We start from the raw sequence: 15443 nt of genomic DNA, 5'->3' as shown, positions 1-15443 counted from the left end.
CCGCGAAAATCGGCAGCAAAAGACAACAGCACAGCATGAAAAGCGCGGCGCGAAGTCGCCGCAAAATAGAACCAAAGAGAGGTTTGAGGTATGGGACGTCGTTATTTCGGAACCGATGGGGTTCGCGGCAAGGTTGGCGTCGCGCCGATCACGCCCGATTTCGTGCTGCGGCTGGGTTACGCGGCGGGCAAGGTGCTGGCCGGTGCCGCGCCGGCGTCGGGGCCGCGTCCGTCCGTGCTGATCGGCAAGGACACGCGCATTTCGGGCTACATGCTGGAAGCGTCGCTCGAAGCGGGGCTGTCGGCTGCGGGGATCGACGTGATGCTGGCCGGACCGATGACCACGCCCGGCATCGCCTATCTCACGCGCGCGCTGCGTCTGGCCGCGGGCGTGGTGATCAGCGCGTCGCACAATCCGTACTACGACAACGGCATCAAGTTCTTCTCGGCCGACGGCAACAAGCTGCCCGACGAAGTCGAAACGCAGATCGAGGAACAGCTCGAGTTGCCGCTCGACTGCGCGCCGTCCGAGCAGCTCGGCCGCGCGCGCCGTCTGCATGATGCGGGCGGGCGCTACATCGAGTTCTGCAAGAGCACGTTCCCGCAGGCGTTCAATCTGCGCGGCCTGAAGCTCGTGATCGACTGCGCGAACGGCGCGGCCTACGACATCGCCCCGCACGTGTTCCACGAACTGGGCGCGGACGTGATTCCGATCGGCGTATCGCCGAACGGCTTCAACATCAACGACGGCGTGGGCGCGACGGCGCCGGACGCGCTCGTGCGCGCGGTGCGCGCCAATCACGCGGACCTCGGTATCGCGCTCGATGGCGACGCTGACCGCCTCCAGGTAGTCGACGCACAGGGGCGCCTCTACAACGGCGACGAGCTGCTCTACGTGCTCGTGAAGGACCGTATCGCGACCGACGGCAAGGTGGAAGGCGCGGTCGGCACGCTGATGACCAACCTCGCGGTCGAGCAGGCGCTCGAGCGCCTCGGCGTGCAGTTCGTGCGCGCGAACGTGGGCGACCGCTACGTGCTGGAGCAACTGCGCGAACACGGCTGGCAGATCGGCGCGGAAGGGTCCGGCCACATTCTCTCGCTGGACCGTCATACGACCGGCGACGGCATCGTGTCCGCGCTGCTGGTGCTCGCGGCCATGAAGCGCAGCGGCCAGACGCTCGCGCAGCTCACCGACGGCGTCACGCTGTTCCCGCAGAAGCTCATCAACGTGCGCATCGCGCAGGGCGCCGACTGGAAGGGCAACGCCGCCATCCAGAAGTCGATTGCCGACGCCGAAGCCGAGCTCAAGGGCAAGGGCCGCGTGCTGATCCGCGCCTCGGGCACGGAGCCGGTGCTGCGCGTGATGGTGGAAGCGCGCGACGAGCGCGACACGCTCCATTACGCCGAATCGATCGCCGATACGGTGAAGCGCGCGATCGCCTGATTCGCGTGATCGGTTGGATCCCGGGCCGCGCAATGCGGTCCTGATGTCTGCGAAAAAACGCGATGCTGGGCGCGACAATGCGTCGCGCATCGCGTTTTCCATGTGCGCCGCACCACATTCTTCAGCGGAAATTTCGCTGTTCGAGCGAACGTTCCAAAACGTTTGCGAACCGCCCACGCGCGTTTTCGAAAAGCTTTCAGACGCCTGCATGCGGCATTTCCAGTCGGACCCCGCTGCACGGGCAAACGCCCGCCGGGCGGGGCAGGGCGGCCGCAACGGCTTGCCAGCCGGGCATTCGCGCTTTTGAAGCGAACGCCTAATTTCTCGATTCCCCGACTTTCAGGCGGTAATCGTACTGTCACGAACGCTTCATGAATCGTCACAGTACTGTCACACAGAGGCCCTATTCTTCGCCCTGTCGTTCATCCGCTCACACACCTGGAGGTCTCATGAAATTGATGCAAACCGCGCTCGCTGGCGTTGCTGGCGCCCTCTTCGCGATGGCAGCCCACGCTGCTGACATCACCGGCGCGGGCAGCACCTTTGCAGCACCGATCTACACGAAATGGGCGGATGCCTATCAAAAGTCGGGCGGCGGCAAGGTGAACTACCAAGGCATCGGCTCGTCGGGCGGTATCAAGCAGATCGTCGCCAAGACGGTTGATTTCGCAGGTTCGGACGCGCCCCTGAAGGACGACGAACTGGCGAAGGAAGGCCTGTTCCAGTTCCCGACGGTGGTTGGCGGCGTCGTGCCGGCGATCAACGTGCCGGGTATCAAGGCTGGCGAAATCACGCTGTCGGGCCAGGTGCTCGGCGACATCTACCTCGGCAAGGTCAAGAAGTGGAATGACCCGGAAATCGCCGCGCTGAACCCGAAGGTCAAGCTGCCGGATCTGGACATCGCCGTGGTTCGCCGCGCCGACGGTTCGGGCACCAGCTTCATCTGGACGAACTACCTGTCGAAGGTCAACCCTGAGTGGAAGAGCAAGGTCGGCGAAGGCTCGACCGTGAACTGGCCGACGGGTACGGGCGGTAAGGGCAACGACGGCGTCGCCGCCTTCGTGCAGCGTCTGCCGGGCGCGATCGGCTACGTCGAGTGGGCGTACGCCAAGCAAAATCACATGGTCTACACTGCCATGAAGAACGAGTCGGGCGCGGTCGTCGAGCCGAGCACGGACACGTTCAAGGCCGCTGCCGCCGGCGCAGACTGGAAGAAGTCGTTCTACCAGATCCTGACGAACGAACCGGGCAAGGACGCATGGCCGGTCGTGGGCGCCACGTTCGTGCTGCTGCACACGGCACAGGACAAGCCGGATCAAGGCAAGGAAACGCTCAAGTTCTTCGACTGGGCGTTCAAGAACGGCACCCCGGCTGCTGACAGCCTCGACTACATTTCGCTGCCGCAATCGGTCGTGAGCGAGATCAAGTCGCAGTGGAAGGAAAAGGTCAAGGACGCAAGCGGCAAGGCTATCGCCGAATAAGCGGACCGACCGTGTAGCTGAACCGGGCCGCCCGCCTCACGCGTGCGGCCCGTGCTGCTTCCGGAACACTGGTTATGCAGTTGTAATAAATCTGCAATATTTCCGTAAATACACCCGCTACGATGTGCCGCCCTGATTGCTGATCGACCGGTCAATGGACCGGCGCAGGGCGGTCGGCGGTTCTGGAACCGCATCAACGTCGCGAGCCTCGCTTGCGGCAACTGGATACAGGTCATCATGTCCGACGTCCCGCTCGTCTCGAACCCGCCCGGCAACGCCGCGCAGCAGAAAGCGCCCAGCCCGGCAGGGGACATCATTTTTGGCGGCCTCACCCGCGGCGCCGCCATCGTCACGCTGTTGCTGCTCGGCGGCATCATCGTGTCGCTGGTCGTCGCTTCGATGCCGACGATCCAGAAGTTCGGTCTCTCATTCCTCTGGACGGCCGACTGGGATCCTCCCAGCGACCAGTTCGGCGCGCTCGTGCCCATCTACGGCACGATCGCCACCTCGCTGATCGCGCTGATCATTGCCGTGCCTGTGAGCTTCGGCATCGCGCTGTTCCTCACCGAGCTGTCGCCGGCGTGGCTGCGCCGCCCGCTCGGCATCGCCATCGAACTGCTTGCCGCGATCCCGTCGATCGTGTACGGCATGTGGGGTCTGCTCGTGTTCGCGCCGATCTTCGCGCAATACTTCCAGCGCCCGCTCGGCCATCTGCTCGGCGACGTGTGGCTGATCGGCCCGCTGTTTCAGGGCCCGCCGATCGGTATCGGCATTCTGTGCGCGGGCGTCATTCTCGCGATCATGATCATTCCGTACATCGCCTCGGTGATGCGCGACGTGTTCGAAGTCACGCCCGTGCTGCTCAAGGAGTCGGCGTACGGCATCGGCTGCACGACGTGGGAAGTGATGTGGAAGATCGTGCTGCCCTTCACCAAGACCGGCGTGATCGGCGGCGTGATGCTCGGCCTCGGCCGCGCGCTCGGCGAAACGATGGCCGTGACCTTCGTGATCGGCAATACGAACCTGCTCGACAACGTCTCGCTGTTCTCGCCGGGCAACAGCATCACCTCGGCGCTCGCCAACGAGTTCGCCGAAGCGAGCCCGGGCCTGCACACGGCGGCGCTCATGGAGCTCGGCCTGATTCTGTTCGTGATTACCTTCATCGTGCTGGCGATCTCGAAGATCATGCTGCTGCGCCTTGAAAAGTCGGAGGGTGCGCGATGAGCGAGCCGCTGCTGAAAATCCCGGGCGCCATCTACGGCCCCGAACTCGAACGCATGCGCGGCAAGCTGCAAAGCCGCCGCCGCGTGACCAACGCGATCGCACTGACGGCGTCGCTCGGCGCGATGGCCTTCGGCCTGCTGTGGCTCGTGTGGATTCTCTACACGACGCTGTCGCTCGGCGTGGGCGGTCTGTCGGTGCAACTGTTCACGCAGTCGACGCCGCCGCCGAACACCGATGGCGGCGGTCTCGCCAACGCGATCGTCGGCAGTCTGCAACTGGTGGCGCTGGCGACCTTCGTGGGCACGCCGATCGGCATCCTGGCGGGCGTCTATCTCGCCGAATACGGCCAGAAGGGCTGGCTCGCGAGCATCACGCGCTTCATCAACGACATTCTGCTGTCGGCGCCGTCGATCGTCGTCGGTCTGTTCGTCTACGCGCTCGTGGTCGCCAAGATGGGCCACTTCAGCGGCTGGGCCGGTGCGATCTCGCTGGCGCTGCTGGAAATCCCGATCGTGATCCGCACGACCGAGAACATGCTCAAGCTGGTGCCGAACGCGCTGCGTGAAGCGGCCTTCGCACTCGGCACGCCGAAGTGGAAGATGGTGCTGTCGATCACGCTCAAGGCGTCGATCGCGGGCATCGTGACGGGCGTGCTGCTCGCCGTGGCGCGTATCGCCGGCGAAACCGCGCCGCTGCTCTTCACGGCGCTGTCGAACCAGTTCTTCAGCATGGACATGAATCAGCCGATGGCGAACCTTCCGGTCACCATCTACAAGTTTGCGATGAGCCCGTTCTCCCAATGGCAGTCGCTTGCCTGGGCCGGCGTGTTCCTGATCACGTTGGGCGTGCTGGGGCTGAATATCCTCGCGCGCACCATCTTTTCGAAAAAGTAAGGGCGGAGTCATCCGATGAATATGGCAGAGAGTCACCTCAATCCCGCTGCAAACGGTACCGCGCCGTCGGGCCTCGACCCCGCCCAGGGCAAAAGCGGCCTCATGCTCGGCAAGCCGAAGATCGAAGTGAAGGACCTGAACTTCTTCTACGGCAAATACCACGCGCTGAAGAACATCAACCTGCAGATTCCCGAAGGCAAGGTGACGGCGTTCATCGGCCCGTCGGGCTGCGGCAAGTCCACGCTGCTGCGTACCTTCAACAAGATGTACGCGCTCTATCCGGAGCAGCGCGCCGAAGGCGAGATCCTGATGGACGGTGAGAACCTGCTCACCTACAACAAGGACATTTCGCTGCTGCGCGCGCGCGTCGGCATGGTGTTCCAGAAGCCGACCCCGTTCCCGATGTCGATTTACGACAACATCGCGTTCGGCGTGAAGATGTTCGAGAAGCTGTCGCGCCCGGAAATGGACGACCGCGTCGAGTGGGCGCTCACCAAGGCGGCGCTCTGGAACGAAGTGAAGGACAAGCTCAACCAGAGCGGCTACGGCCTCTCGGGCGGTCAGCAGCAGCGTCTGTGCATCGCGCGCGGCATTGCGATCCGTCCGGAAGTGCTGCTGCTCGACGAGCCGTGCTCGGCGCTCGACCCGATTTCCACGGGCCGCATCGAAGAGCTGATCGCGGAACTCAAGAGCGACTACACGGTGGTGATCGTGACCCACAACATGCAGCAGGCCGCGCGTTGCTCGGACTACACTGCGTACATGTATCTCGGCGAGCTGATCGAATTCGGCGACACCGAGAAGATCTTCATCAAGCCGGTCCGCAAGGAAACGGAAGACTACATCACCGGCCGCTTCGGCTGATCCCGTTGGGCGACGCCCAAGCGGAAGAAGGGAGAAACGACATGTCCGACAAGCATCTGTCCAGCCAGTTCGACGCCGACCTGAACCTGATTTCGTCGAAGGTGCTCGAAATGGGCGGCCTCGTGGAATCGCAGATCATCACGGCGATGCAGGCCCTCAACGAGTTCGACGGCGAAGCCGCCGAGCGCGTGATCGCCGCCGAAGACCGCCTCAACACGATGGAAGTCGAGATCGACGAAGAGTGCAGCAACATCATCGCGCGCCGTCAGCCGGCCGCGCGCGATCTGCGTCTCGTGCTCGCGATCTCGAAGACCATCACGAACCTCGAGCGCGCCGGCGACGAAGCCGAAAAGATCGCCAAGCGCACCAAGCGTCTGATGGAAGACGGCGCTTCGCGCGCGGTCAATATCGCCGAGATCAAGGTCTCGGGCGAGATGGCCGTGTCGATCCTGCGCCGCGCGCTCGACGCGTTCGCGCGTCTCGACACCGTGGCGGCCGCGCAGATCGTGCGCGACGACAAGGCGATCGACGAGGAATTCCGTGCTTTCGTGCGCAAGCTCGTGAGCTACATGATGGAAGATCCGCGCACGATTTCCGTGGGCCTCGACTATCTGTTCATCGCCAAGGCGATCGAGCGGATCGGCGACCACGCGAAGAACATCGCCGAATTCATCATCTACATCGTGAAGGGCACCGACGTGCGCCACAAGTCGCGCGACGCACTCGAGCGCGAAGCGCTCAGCTGATCCTTCACATCACGTAACAACGGTTTAACAGGTCTTAGTGCCAGAGGTGCCGATGCCCAGCAGCATTCTCGTCATCGAAGATGAGCCCGCGATTTCCGAGCTGATTTCCGTGAACCTGCAACACGCGGGTCATTGCCCGATCCGCGCGTACAACGCGGAACAGGCGCAGAACCTGATCAGCGACGTGCTGCCCGACCTCATCCTGCTCGACTGGATGCTGCCGGGCAAGTCGGGCGTCAATTTCGCGCGCGATCTGCGCAACAACGAGCGCACGAAGCATATTCCGATCATCATGCTGACCGCGCGCGGCGACGAGCAGGACAAGGTGCTTGGCCTCGAAATCGGCGCCGACGATTACGTCACGAAGCCGTTTTCGCCGAAGGAACTGATGGCGCGCATCAAGGCGGTTCTGCGCCGCCGCGCGCCGCAGCTCACGGAAGACGTGGTTGCCATCAACGGTCTCAAGCTCGATCCGGCCACGCACCGCGTCGCGGCGCACGCCGAAGGCTCGGAGATCAAGCTCGATCTCGGCCCGACCGAGTTCCGCCTGCTGCACTTCTTCATGACGCATCCGGAGCGCGTGCACAGCCGCACGCAACTGCTCGATCAGGTGTGGGGCGATCACGTGTTCGTCGAGGAGCGGACCGTCGACGTGCATATCAAGCGTCTGCGCGCCGCGCTCAAGCCCGCGGGCTGCGATGCTATGATCGAAACGGTGCGCGGCAGCGGCTACCGGCTCGCCAAGAGCGCCTGAACCGGCGACCGGGTGAGCGGGGCGCTCAGTTGCTGAGCCGCTCCGAAGCCTGAGCGCCTGCGCTCGGGCGGCAGTACGCCGGTGACGGGCGCAAGCCTGCTTGATGCGCGCGCCGGCGCTTTCCGATTCCGCAGCGCCCCGGTCCGGACTCCTCTTCTCATCGATCGCAGGAACATGAACATCATCTGGGCGCGCGCCCTCGTATCGATCGTGCTGCTTGCGCTCGTCTGCACGGGCGTCGGCGCATTTTTCGGCGTGAAGCTCGCACTGGCGCTGGCCGTCGCGCTGCTGGCCGCGCAAATGGTTTTCAGCACCTTCCACAAACAGCGCCTGTGGCGTCTGCTCGACGCGCCGGTCTACGGCGAAGTGCCGAGCGCGCCGGGCGTGTGGGGCGAAATCTACTACCGTCTGCACAAGCTCGCGAAGCGCTGGCACGCCCAGGTGCGCCAGGTCGAACAGCAGCACTCGCGCTTCATCCAGGCCATCCAGGCGTCGCCCAACGGCGTGGCCATGCTCGACGATCACGACCAGATCGAGTGGTGCAACGCGATCTCCGAAGTCCATTTCGGCCTCGACGCCAAACGCGACCTGCGCCAGCACATCACCCATCTCGTGCGTCAGCCCGACTTCGTGCGCTACCTCAATTCGCACGACTACAAGGACATGCTGATCATGCGCGGCATGGGCACGAAGCGGCAGAACGTGCTCTCGGTGCAGGTGTTTCCGTATGGCGACAACCGCAAGCTCGTGCTCTCGCAGGACATCACCGAGCTCGAACGCACGGACGCCATGCGCCGCGACTTCGTGGCCAACGTCTCGCACGAACTGAAGACGCCGCTCACGGTGCTCTCGGGCTTTCTGGAGACGATGCGCGAGTTGCCGCTGTCCGAAGACGAGCGCAACCGCTATTTCGACCTCATGGAGCAGCAGGCGTCGCGCATGCGTCACATCGTGACCGATCTGCTCGTGCTGGCGAAGCTCGAAGGCGAAGGGCGTTCGCCGGGCGATCAGATGATCGACATGCGCGCCGTGCTCGTCCACGTGCGCGAGGACGCGGAAAGCCTCTCGGGCGGTCATCATCAGATCAGCGCCGATTTCGACGACGGGCTTTCGCTCACTGGTTCGGAAACCGAAATTCTCAGCGCGCTGGGCAATCTCGCGACCAATGCCGTGCGCTACACGCCCGAAGGCGGCAAGGTGCATCTGGCGTGGCGCGTGGAAGGCGGGCAGGCGGTGTTCTCCGTCACCGATACCGGTTTCGGCATTCCGGCCAGCGACATTCCGCGCCTGACCGAGCGCTTCTATCGCGTGGACCGCAGCCGTTCGCGCGACACGGGCGGCACGGGTCTCGGGCTCGCGATCGTCAAGCACGTGCTGCAGCGTCACGATGCGGCGCTCGAAGTGAAGAGCGAGGAAGGGCGCGGCAGTACGTTCACCGTGCGCTTTCCGTCGGCGCGTACGACGCGGCGTCAGCCTGCGCCGGTTTGAGCGCAATGTGAATGGTGGTCATCGCGTGGCGCAGGTTTTTCCCGGCGCCCAATGAAAAAGCCGCTTCGATCGAAGCGGCTTTTTTTACGTCATCAGCGAAGGCTCGGGCTTTAAACCGGCTTCAAACCCTCACGAACAGAACTTCGCGAGCAGGCTCATCTGCGCGTTGCGCACGGCCTTGCCGGCGCGGCGGCGCTTGTAATGGCCGTCGCTCTGCATGAGCCACGCCGACTGGTTGTCGCCGAGGAAACACGAAAGCCCTTCGGCGATCACGCGGCGCTTCAGGCGGCGGTCGTGAATCGGGAACGCCACTTCGACGCGGCGGAACAGATTGCGGTCCATCCAGTCGGCGCTCGACAGATAGACGTTTTCCGCGCCGCCCGCGTAGAAGTAATAGATGCGGTGGTGTTCCAGGAAGCGCCCGACGATCGAGCGCACTGTGATGTTCTCCGACAGGCCCGGCACGCCCGGTTGCAGCGAGCACACGCCGCGCACGATCAGATCGATCTTCACGCCCGCCTGCGAGGCTTCGTACAGCTCGTCGATCACGGTGGGTTCGAGCAGCGCGTTCATCTTCGCGACGATGCGCGCTTTCTTGCCCTGGCGCGCGGCTTCGGCTTCGGCGCGGATCGACTCGACGAGCTTCGGATGCAGCGTGAACGGCGACTGCCACAGTTCGTGCAGTTGCAGCTCGCCGCCGATGCCGGTGAGCTGCTGGAACACGTGATGCACGTCCTCGCAGGTCTTCGGCTCCGAGGTCATGAGGCCGAAGTCGGTGTAGAGACGCGCCGTGCGCGGATGATAGTTGCCGGTGCCGAGGTGCACATAACGGCGCAGCTGCATGCGGCCGTTCACGGGCACGCGGCGCACGATCAGCATCATCTTGGCGTGGCACTTGTGGCCGACCACGCCGTACACCACATGCGCGCCCACGGCTTCGAGCTGCGAAGCCCAGTTGATGTTGGTCTCTTCGTCGAAGCGCGCGAGCAGCTCCACGACCACCGTCACTTCCTTGCCGTTGCGCGCGGCCTGCATGAGCGCGTCCATCAGCGGCGAGTCGGTGCCGGTGCGGTAGATGGTCTGCTTGATCGCGACCACGTTCGGATCGTTGGCGGCTTGCAGCAGCAGCTCCAGCACGGGCTGGAAGCTTTCGTACGGATGATGCAGCAGCACGTCGCCCTGATCGATCACGTCGAACATGTTGCTGTTCGCGACGATGCGCTGCGGAATCGCGGGCACGTGCGGCACGAACTTGAGATCGGGGCGATCGACCATCTCGGGCAACTGCATGAGGCGCACGAGATTCACGGGGCCGTCGACGTAGTAGCAGTCCTTCTCGTTCAGGCCGCTCTCGTCGAGCAGACGCCGCACCAGATGCACGGGCGTATCCGCCGAGACTTCGAGACGCACGGCGTTGCCCAGATGGCGCGCGGGCAGTTCGCCCTGCAGCGCGACGCGCAGATTGGTGATTTCGTCTTCGTCGACGAACAGCTCGCTGTTGCGCGTGATGCGGAACTGATTGCAGCTGCGCACCACGAGGCTCGGGAACAGCTCGCCCACGAAGCGCTGCAGCAGCGAGCCGAGCAGCACGAAACCGTGCTGGAAGCCCGACAGTTCCTGCGGCATCCGCACGAGTCGCGGCAGCGCGCGCGGCGCCTGCACGATGCCCATCACCGCCTGACGGCCGAAGGCGTCCTTGCCTTCGAGTTCGACCACGAAGTTCAGGCTCTTGTTGAGCACGCGCGGGAACGGATGCGCGGGGTCGAGGCCGATCGGCGTGAGCACGGGCAGCAGTTCGTCGAGGAAATACTTGCGCGCCCAGGCCGTCTGCGCTTCGTTCCAGGCGTCGGTGCCGTGAAAGTAGATGCCTTCGTTTTCGAGCGCGGGCAGCACGGTGTCGTGCAGCATGCGGTACTGGCGGTGCACGAGACGCTGCGCGCGCTCGACCACGAGCTCGTAGACGTGTTGCAGCGACATGCCGTCGGGCGAGAGCACGCCCGGGTTGTCGCGCATCTGCTCCTGCAGCCCGGCCATGCGGACTTCGAAGAATTCGTCGAGATTGCTGCTGGTGATGCAGATGAAGCGCAAGCGCTCCAGCAAGGGAACGGTTGGGTCGGCGGCCTGTGCGAGCACACGCTCGTTGAATCCCAGAATGCCCAGTTCGCGATTGAGAAGGGGGTAGCGGATGGACATTGGCAATGAAAGCGGAATTTCGGGGGATGATTCGAACGGACGCTCGGAAATTCTCACAGTAATATGACTTTATTGTGACAATTGGTGTGTCATAAATTCTACGCCGCATTTTCACGTGTTCGACACCTTGCGCAGTAATCATGCACAGTGGGTCAGGGTGTCCCTGGAAGTCCGGTAGCGGGCGTTTCTGACCGTCACTCGCGCGAGGTGCGACATGACGAAGTCGGGTACGCTTAAAATGGCATATTTGGACAACGCGGCCGCCGCTCAACGAGCGCGCATGACCGCGTTCGCACGCATGGAGCCCGCCCCCTCGATGGTCACCAATCCGCAATTGCTTGCCGCCGTCGATCTCGGTTCGAACAGTTTTCGTCTGATCGTCGGCCGGGTCGAAGAAACCGATGCCGGCAGCCAGATCTACCCGGTCGACGCCCTGCGTGAGCCCGTGCGCCTCGCCGCGGGCCTGTCGAAGGACAAACAGCTCGACCGCGCCTCGCAGGTGCGCGGCTGGGACGCGCTCAAGCGTTTCGGCGAGCGCCTGCGCGACTTTCATCCCGATCACGTGCGCGCCGTGGCGACCAACACGCTGCGCGTCGCCAAGAACTCGCGCGAGTTTCTCGTCGAGGCCGAAGCCGCGCTCGGCTTCCCGATCGAAGTGATCGCGGGCCGCGAAGAAGCGCGTCTCATCTACGCGGGCGCCGCGCACTCGGTGCCGGCGAGCGCGGGCAAGCGCTTCGTCGTGGATATCGGCGGCGGCTCGACCGAGTTCATCATCGGTTCGCACTACACGCCGATCCGCATGGAAAGCCTGTATATCGGCTGCGTGAGCCATAGCCGCCAGTTCTTCCCGGCCGGCAACGTCGACGAATACACCATGCGCCAGGCGGAACTCGCCGCCACGCGCGAAATCCAGATCATTTCCTCCGACTACCGCGCGACCGGCTGGGATCAGGCGATCGGCTCGTCGGGCACGGCGCGCGCGCTGGCCGAACTCGTCGAGGCGAACGGTTTCAACGATGCGGGCATCACGCACGGCATTTCGCGCGGCGGTCTCGAACGTCTGAAGCGCGCGCTGATCAAGGCGGAGAACGTCAACCGCCTGAAGCTCGTCGCGCTCAAGCCCGACCGCATTCCGGTGCTGGCGGGCGGCCTCTCGATCATGATCGCGGTGTTCGACGAACTGGGCATCGATTACGTCGACACCACCGACGGCGCGCTGCGTCTGGGCGTGCTCTACGACCTGCTCGGCCGGTCGCAGCACGAAGACATGCGCACGGTCACGGTGGAAGGCTTCATGCGCCGCTATGGCGTGGATCGCGCGCAGGCGAGCCGTATCGCCGAACTCGCGGTGAGCTTCTACGATCAGCTCGAAGAGCCCGACGCGGAACGCCGCGAGGAAAACCGCAACTTCCTGAACTGGGCGGCGTCGCTGCACGAGATCGGCCTGTCGATTTCACACAGCGCGTATCACAAGCATTCGGCCTATATCGCCAGCAACGCCGACATGCCGGGTTTCTCGCGCACCGACCAGGCGCGCCTCGCGGCGCTCGTGCTCGGCCACGTGGGCAAGCTCGGCAAGCTCTCGCAGGCGCGCGACGTCGAATGGCCGCTGCTGTTCTGCCTGCGTCTGGCCGCGCTGCTGAGCCGCCGCCGCGCCGATGTCGGCCTGCCGCACATCAAGCTCATGCGCGAGGGCGAAGGCTTCGAGGTGCTGCTGCCGAACGCCTGGGTGCAGAACAATCCGCTCACCGATTACAACCTCGTTCAGGAAGCGGCGGAGTGGGGCAAGATCGGCATTCCGTATCGCGTGGTTTATACGGAAGAGTGATCGCGCGCTCCGCGTGATCTGCGCGTTCTGCGTGACGATGTCGAAATGAAAAACGCCCGGCTCGATGGCCGGGCGTTTTGTCTTGCGATGTCGCGGCGGATCAGCGCGTGGCTGCGTCGCCGAGGAAGTGGCGCGCGTAACGCTCGTTGATGTCCGAGAGACGGAACAGCGTCAGGAAGTCGGCGGTGTTGAAGTCCGGATCCCAGGCCGGCGCGCCGCAGATCTTCGCGCCGAGACGCAGATAGCCCTTGATCAGCGGCGGCGGCACGGCGCTGCCGCCGGTGCGCAGTTCCTCGACGGGCAGCGGCGTGTGCGGGAAGGCGCGGTATTCCGGATCGGTCAGCGCGTTCGCGCCGAGCGAGGCGTAGAGATTGGCCGCGTAGTGGCCGCCGTCGGCCATCGCCACGCTCGCGCAGCCGAGCATCGTCTCGTAGCCGTTGTGCGTCATGTAGGCGCCCAGACCGCCCCACAGCGACATGATGACCGAGCCGCTGCGGTAGTCGGGATGCACGCACGAGCGGCCCACTTCGACCATCTTCGGGCGCAGATGTGCGAGGCGCGACACGTCGAATTCGCTCTCGGCGTACAGGCGGCCGATGCGCGTGGCTTCGTGCGGCGGCAGCACGCGATAGGTGCCGACGACCTTGAGCGTGTCGAGATCGCGCACGATCAGGTGATCGCAATAGTGGTCGAAGGCGTCGACGTCGAGACCGGCCGGGCCGGTCAGACGCGCGCCCATTTCCTCGGCGAACACGCGGTAGCGCAGGCGCTGCGCTTCGCGCAGTTCTTCGTCGCTGCGAGCCCAGGCCACCTGAAGGCGGTGCTGCGCGGTGACCGTTTCTTCGGCACGCGGCAGACGCCGATTCGACTCGAAGAGGCTCGAGGCGAAGGGCAGGGTGGGCATCGGCAGATCTCGCATGGGGCGTCCTGGTCGGGAAGTAAGAGAACTTTCCCGGCAATTTAGTAATACGCGGTTACGTTTCCATGAAAACGCAATGACGATTCGATGACGCTCTGTAAGCCTGACAGATCGGTGCGACGCCGTTGTGCGGTTTAGTGACGCCGTTTGCGGGATTTCAGCGGTTTCAGGCGGGAAGTTGCGCCGCGAGCGGCGGCGCGTGAGGATAGGGCGAAGATGGCGCGCGCCGTCGCGCAGTGTGGCGCCGATCAGACGCGATCGGCGCTGCCTGACGTGGATCAGATGCGGATCAGAAGGGAATCAGACGCGGATCAAACGAGTTCGGGCGTGATGGCGGCGAGCAGGACGGCTTCGCCGTCGCCGTTGCGTTCGCGGCTTTTGATCCAGAGGACGCCCGACTTCTTCACGGGCCAGCCGCGACGGTCGCTGTCGTGCGACAGCAGGTGCGCGGCGACTTCGCCGAGCGTCGGCTGATGGCCGACCACCACGACGGTGGACGCGATGCCATCGGGCCAGCCGGCGGCGGTGAGCACGGCGTCGACGCTGGCATCGGGCGCGATTTCGCGCACCACGCGGTACTGGTCGGTGAGCGCCTCGGCGGTCTGGATCGTGCGTGCGGCGGGGCTCGCGAGGATCACCGCGTCCTCGGGCAGACGTGAGCGCAACCAGCGCGCGACGTTCTGCGCCTGCTTGCGTCCGCGCGTGGTGAGCTGGCGCGCGAGGTCGCTCGATGCAAAGTCTTCGGCTTCGGCGTGGCGCCAGAGGATGAGATTCATGAGCGGCTCTCCTGGGAGTTGGGCGAGAGGGGCGAGATCGGCGGGATGTCGCGAGGCGCGGGGTTCGCCATGTTTTGCTGCTTCGTTTTTCGCCGGTGTTTTGCCATTGTAGGGAGCATGGGGTGTGCCGAAGGGTGCGGATTGCCCGGATTGCTGCGTAGCCGGGAATCGTCGGAGGACCGCCGGAAAAACAAAAAGCCCAGCCGGTTAAGGCTGGGCTTTTTGCTTGAAGCTGTGGTCGGAGCGATAGGATTCGAACCTACGACCCTCTGATCCCAAATCAGATGCGCTACCAGGCTGCGCTACGCTCCGAGGAACCGCGGATTGTAGCGTCTCCCTACCGGCGGCGTCAAATCCGTTTGCTCGCTGTTTTTGCCGGCGATGCTTTTGCGACGATCCCGGCACGCCATCCGCCCCTCAAAATTGCGCCTCGCGTCTTTGCCTGGCCACCTCTGGCCACCCAAAACTCCCTTCCAGGAACGCGCAGAAATACTGTATAAATATACAGGACTGCGGCGCCACCCGATGCGCCCGCCCAACTTCCTTCGTCATGCCCCTTCATTGCCGGGCAGGGCGAACTATTCCCGATCGACAGGGCAACCCGGCAACGGAGCGCACGCATGGCCGCCGCGATTCAGCTCACCGCGCATCTGCCGTCGCGGCTGCAAAGCCGCGTCTGGCAGGGCGATCAGCTCGCGTACGCGAGCGAGCGCACGGTGTCGAGCGGTCACGCCGCGCTCGACGCCCTGTTGCCCGGCGCCGGCTGGCCCGCGGGCAGCCTGACCGAGCTGCTGGTCGAGCAGGGCGGCATCGGCGAGATGCGGCTCGTCGCGA

13 protein-coding genes, 1 tRNA gene and 1 pseudogene are annotated in these 15443 nt (G+C 64.3%); 11 read left to right on the top strand and 4 right to left on the bottom strand.

Features of this window, described 5'->3' with window-relative positions:
• Positions 1-90 precede the first annotated feature (90 nt).
• The 9 genes from glmM to phoR all read left to right on the top strand — a co-directional run bounded on the left by glmM (position 91) and on the right by phoR (position 8893).
• A complete protein-coding gene (gene glmM, locus G3N97_RS07770; protein ID WP_205992706.1) occupies positions 91-1443 on the top strand; it encodes a phosphoglucosamine mutase in 1353 nt (450 codons plus the stop codon).
• A gap of 43 nt (positions 1444-1486) precedes the next feature.
• Positions 1487-1750 (top strand): hypothetical protein, encoded by a 264-nt coding sequence (locus tag G3N97_RS07765; protein ID WP_205992705.1) that lies wholly within the window; start codon positions 1487-1489, stop codon positions 1748-1750.
• A gap of 142 nt (positions 1751-1892) precedes the next feature.
• A complete protein-coding gene (gene pstS / locus G3N97_RS07760) occupies positions 1893-2924 on the top strand; it encodes a phosphate ABC transporter substrate-binding protein PstS (RefSeq protein ID WP_205992704.1) in 1032 nt (343 codons plus the stop codon).
• Between the two features lie 237 nt (positions 2925-3161).
• Complete coding sequence (gene pstC, locus G3N97_RS07755) at positions 3162-4148, top strand: phosphate ABC transporter permease PstC (protein ID WP_205992703.1); 987 nt, start codon at positions 3162-3164, stop codon at positions 4146-4148.
• Positions 4145-5041, top strand: coding sequence for a phosphate ABC transporter permease PstA (pstA, locus tag G3N97_RS07750; protein ID WP_065061351.1), 897 nt, complete (start codon positions 4145-4147; stop codon positions 5039-5041). The genes pstC and pstA overlap by 4 nt, the downstream gene beginning before the upstream one ends.
• A gap of 15 nt (positions 5042-5056) precedes the next feature.
• Positions 5057-5905 carry a phosphate ABC transporter ATP-binding protein PstB gene (pstB, locus tag G3N97_RS07745; protein ID WP_205992702.1) on the top strand — a complete coding sequence of 283 codons (849 nt, stop codon included), beginning with the start codon at positions 5057-5059 and terminating at the stop codon, positions 5903-5905.
• A 41-nt stretch (positions 5906-5946) separates the two neighbouring features.
• Positions 5947-6651 (top strand): phosphate signaling complex protein PhoU, encoded by a 705-nt coding sequence (gene phoU, locus G3N97_RS07740; protein WP_065061353.1) that lies wholly within the window; start codon positions 5947-5949, stop codon positions 6649-6651.
• A 52-nt stretch (positions 6652-6703) separates the two neighbouring features.
• Positions 6704-7405: a phosphate regulon transcriptional regulator PhoB gene (gene phoB, locus G3N97_RS07735; RefSeq protein ID WP_027817258.1), complete on the top strand. Its 702-nt coding sequence runs from the start codon at positions 6704-6706 to the stop codon at positions 7403-7405.
• Positions 7406-7579: 174 nt separating this feature from the next.
• Complete coding sequence (gene phoR / locus G3N97_RS07730; protein WP_205992701.1) at positions 7580-8893, top strand: phosphate regulon sensor histidine kinase PhoR; 1314 nt, start codon at positions 7580-7582, stop codon at positions 8891-8893.
• Between the two features lie 129 nt (positions 8894-9022).
• Here the strand turns inward: phoR and ppk1 are convergent, their stop codons facing one another.
• Positions 9023-11086 (bottom strand): polyphosphate kinase 1, encoded by a 2064-nt coding sequence (gene ppk1 / locus G3N97_RS07725; protein ID WP_205992700.1) that lies wholly within the window; start codon positions 11084-11086, stop codon positions 9023-9025.
• Positions 11087-11366: 280 nt separating this feature from the next.
• Between ppk1 and ppx the strand changes: the two genes are divergently transcribed.
• Entirely contained in the window at positions 11367-12914 is a 1548-nt protein-coding gene (gene ppx / locus G3N97_RS07720; RefSeq protein ID WP_241030454.1) for an exopolyphosphatase, read from the top strand.
• 100 nt (positions 12915-13014) lie between these two features.
• On the opposite strand, the gene G3N97_RS07715 is transcribed toward ppx, so the two are convergent.
• From G3N97_RS07715 to G3N97_RS07705, 3 genes are all read right to left on the bottom strand, one after another.
• Positions 13015-13833, bottom strand: a complete 819-nt coding sequence (locus tag G3N97_RS07715; RefSeq protein ID WP_205992698.1) for a GNAT family N-acyltransferase — start codon at positions 13831-13833, stop codon at positions 13015-13017.
• 311 nt (positions 13834-14144) lie between these two features.
• The gene (sixA, locus tag G3N97_RS07710; protein ID WP_205992697.1) at positions 14145-14609 is read right to left on the bottom strand and encodes a phosphohistidine phosphatase SixA; all 465 of its coding nucleotides are present in this window, start codon (positions 14607-14609) and stop codon (positions 14145-14147) included.
• Between the two features lie 235 nt (positions 14610-14844).
• Positions 14845-14921, bottom strand: a tRNA-Pro gene (locus tag G3N97_RS07705).
• 308 nt (positions 14922-15229) lie between these two features.
• Between G3N97_RS07705 and G3N97_RS07700 the strand changes: the two are divergent.
• Positions 15230-15443: pseudogene (locus G3N97_RS07700) on the top strand (hypothetical protein); the annotation flags it as partial.

Source organism: Paraburkholderia sp. Ac-20347, assembly GCF_017104805.1.
Lineage (GTDB): Bacteria > Pseudomonadota > Gammaproteobacteria > Burkholderiales > Burkholderiaceae > Paraburkholderia > Paraburkholderia tropica.
The sequence above is the reverse complement of the archived record's forward strand: the minus strand, read 5'-3'. Positions and strand labels throughout refer to the sequence as shown.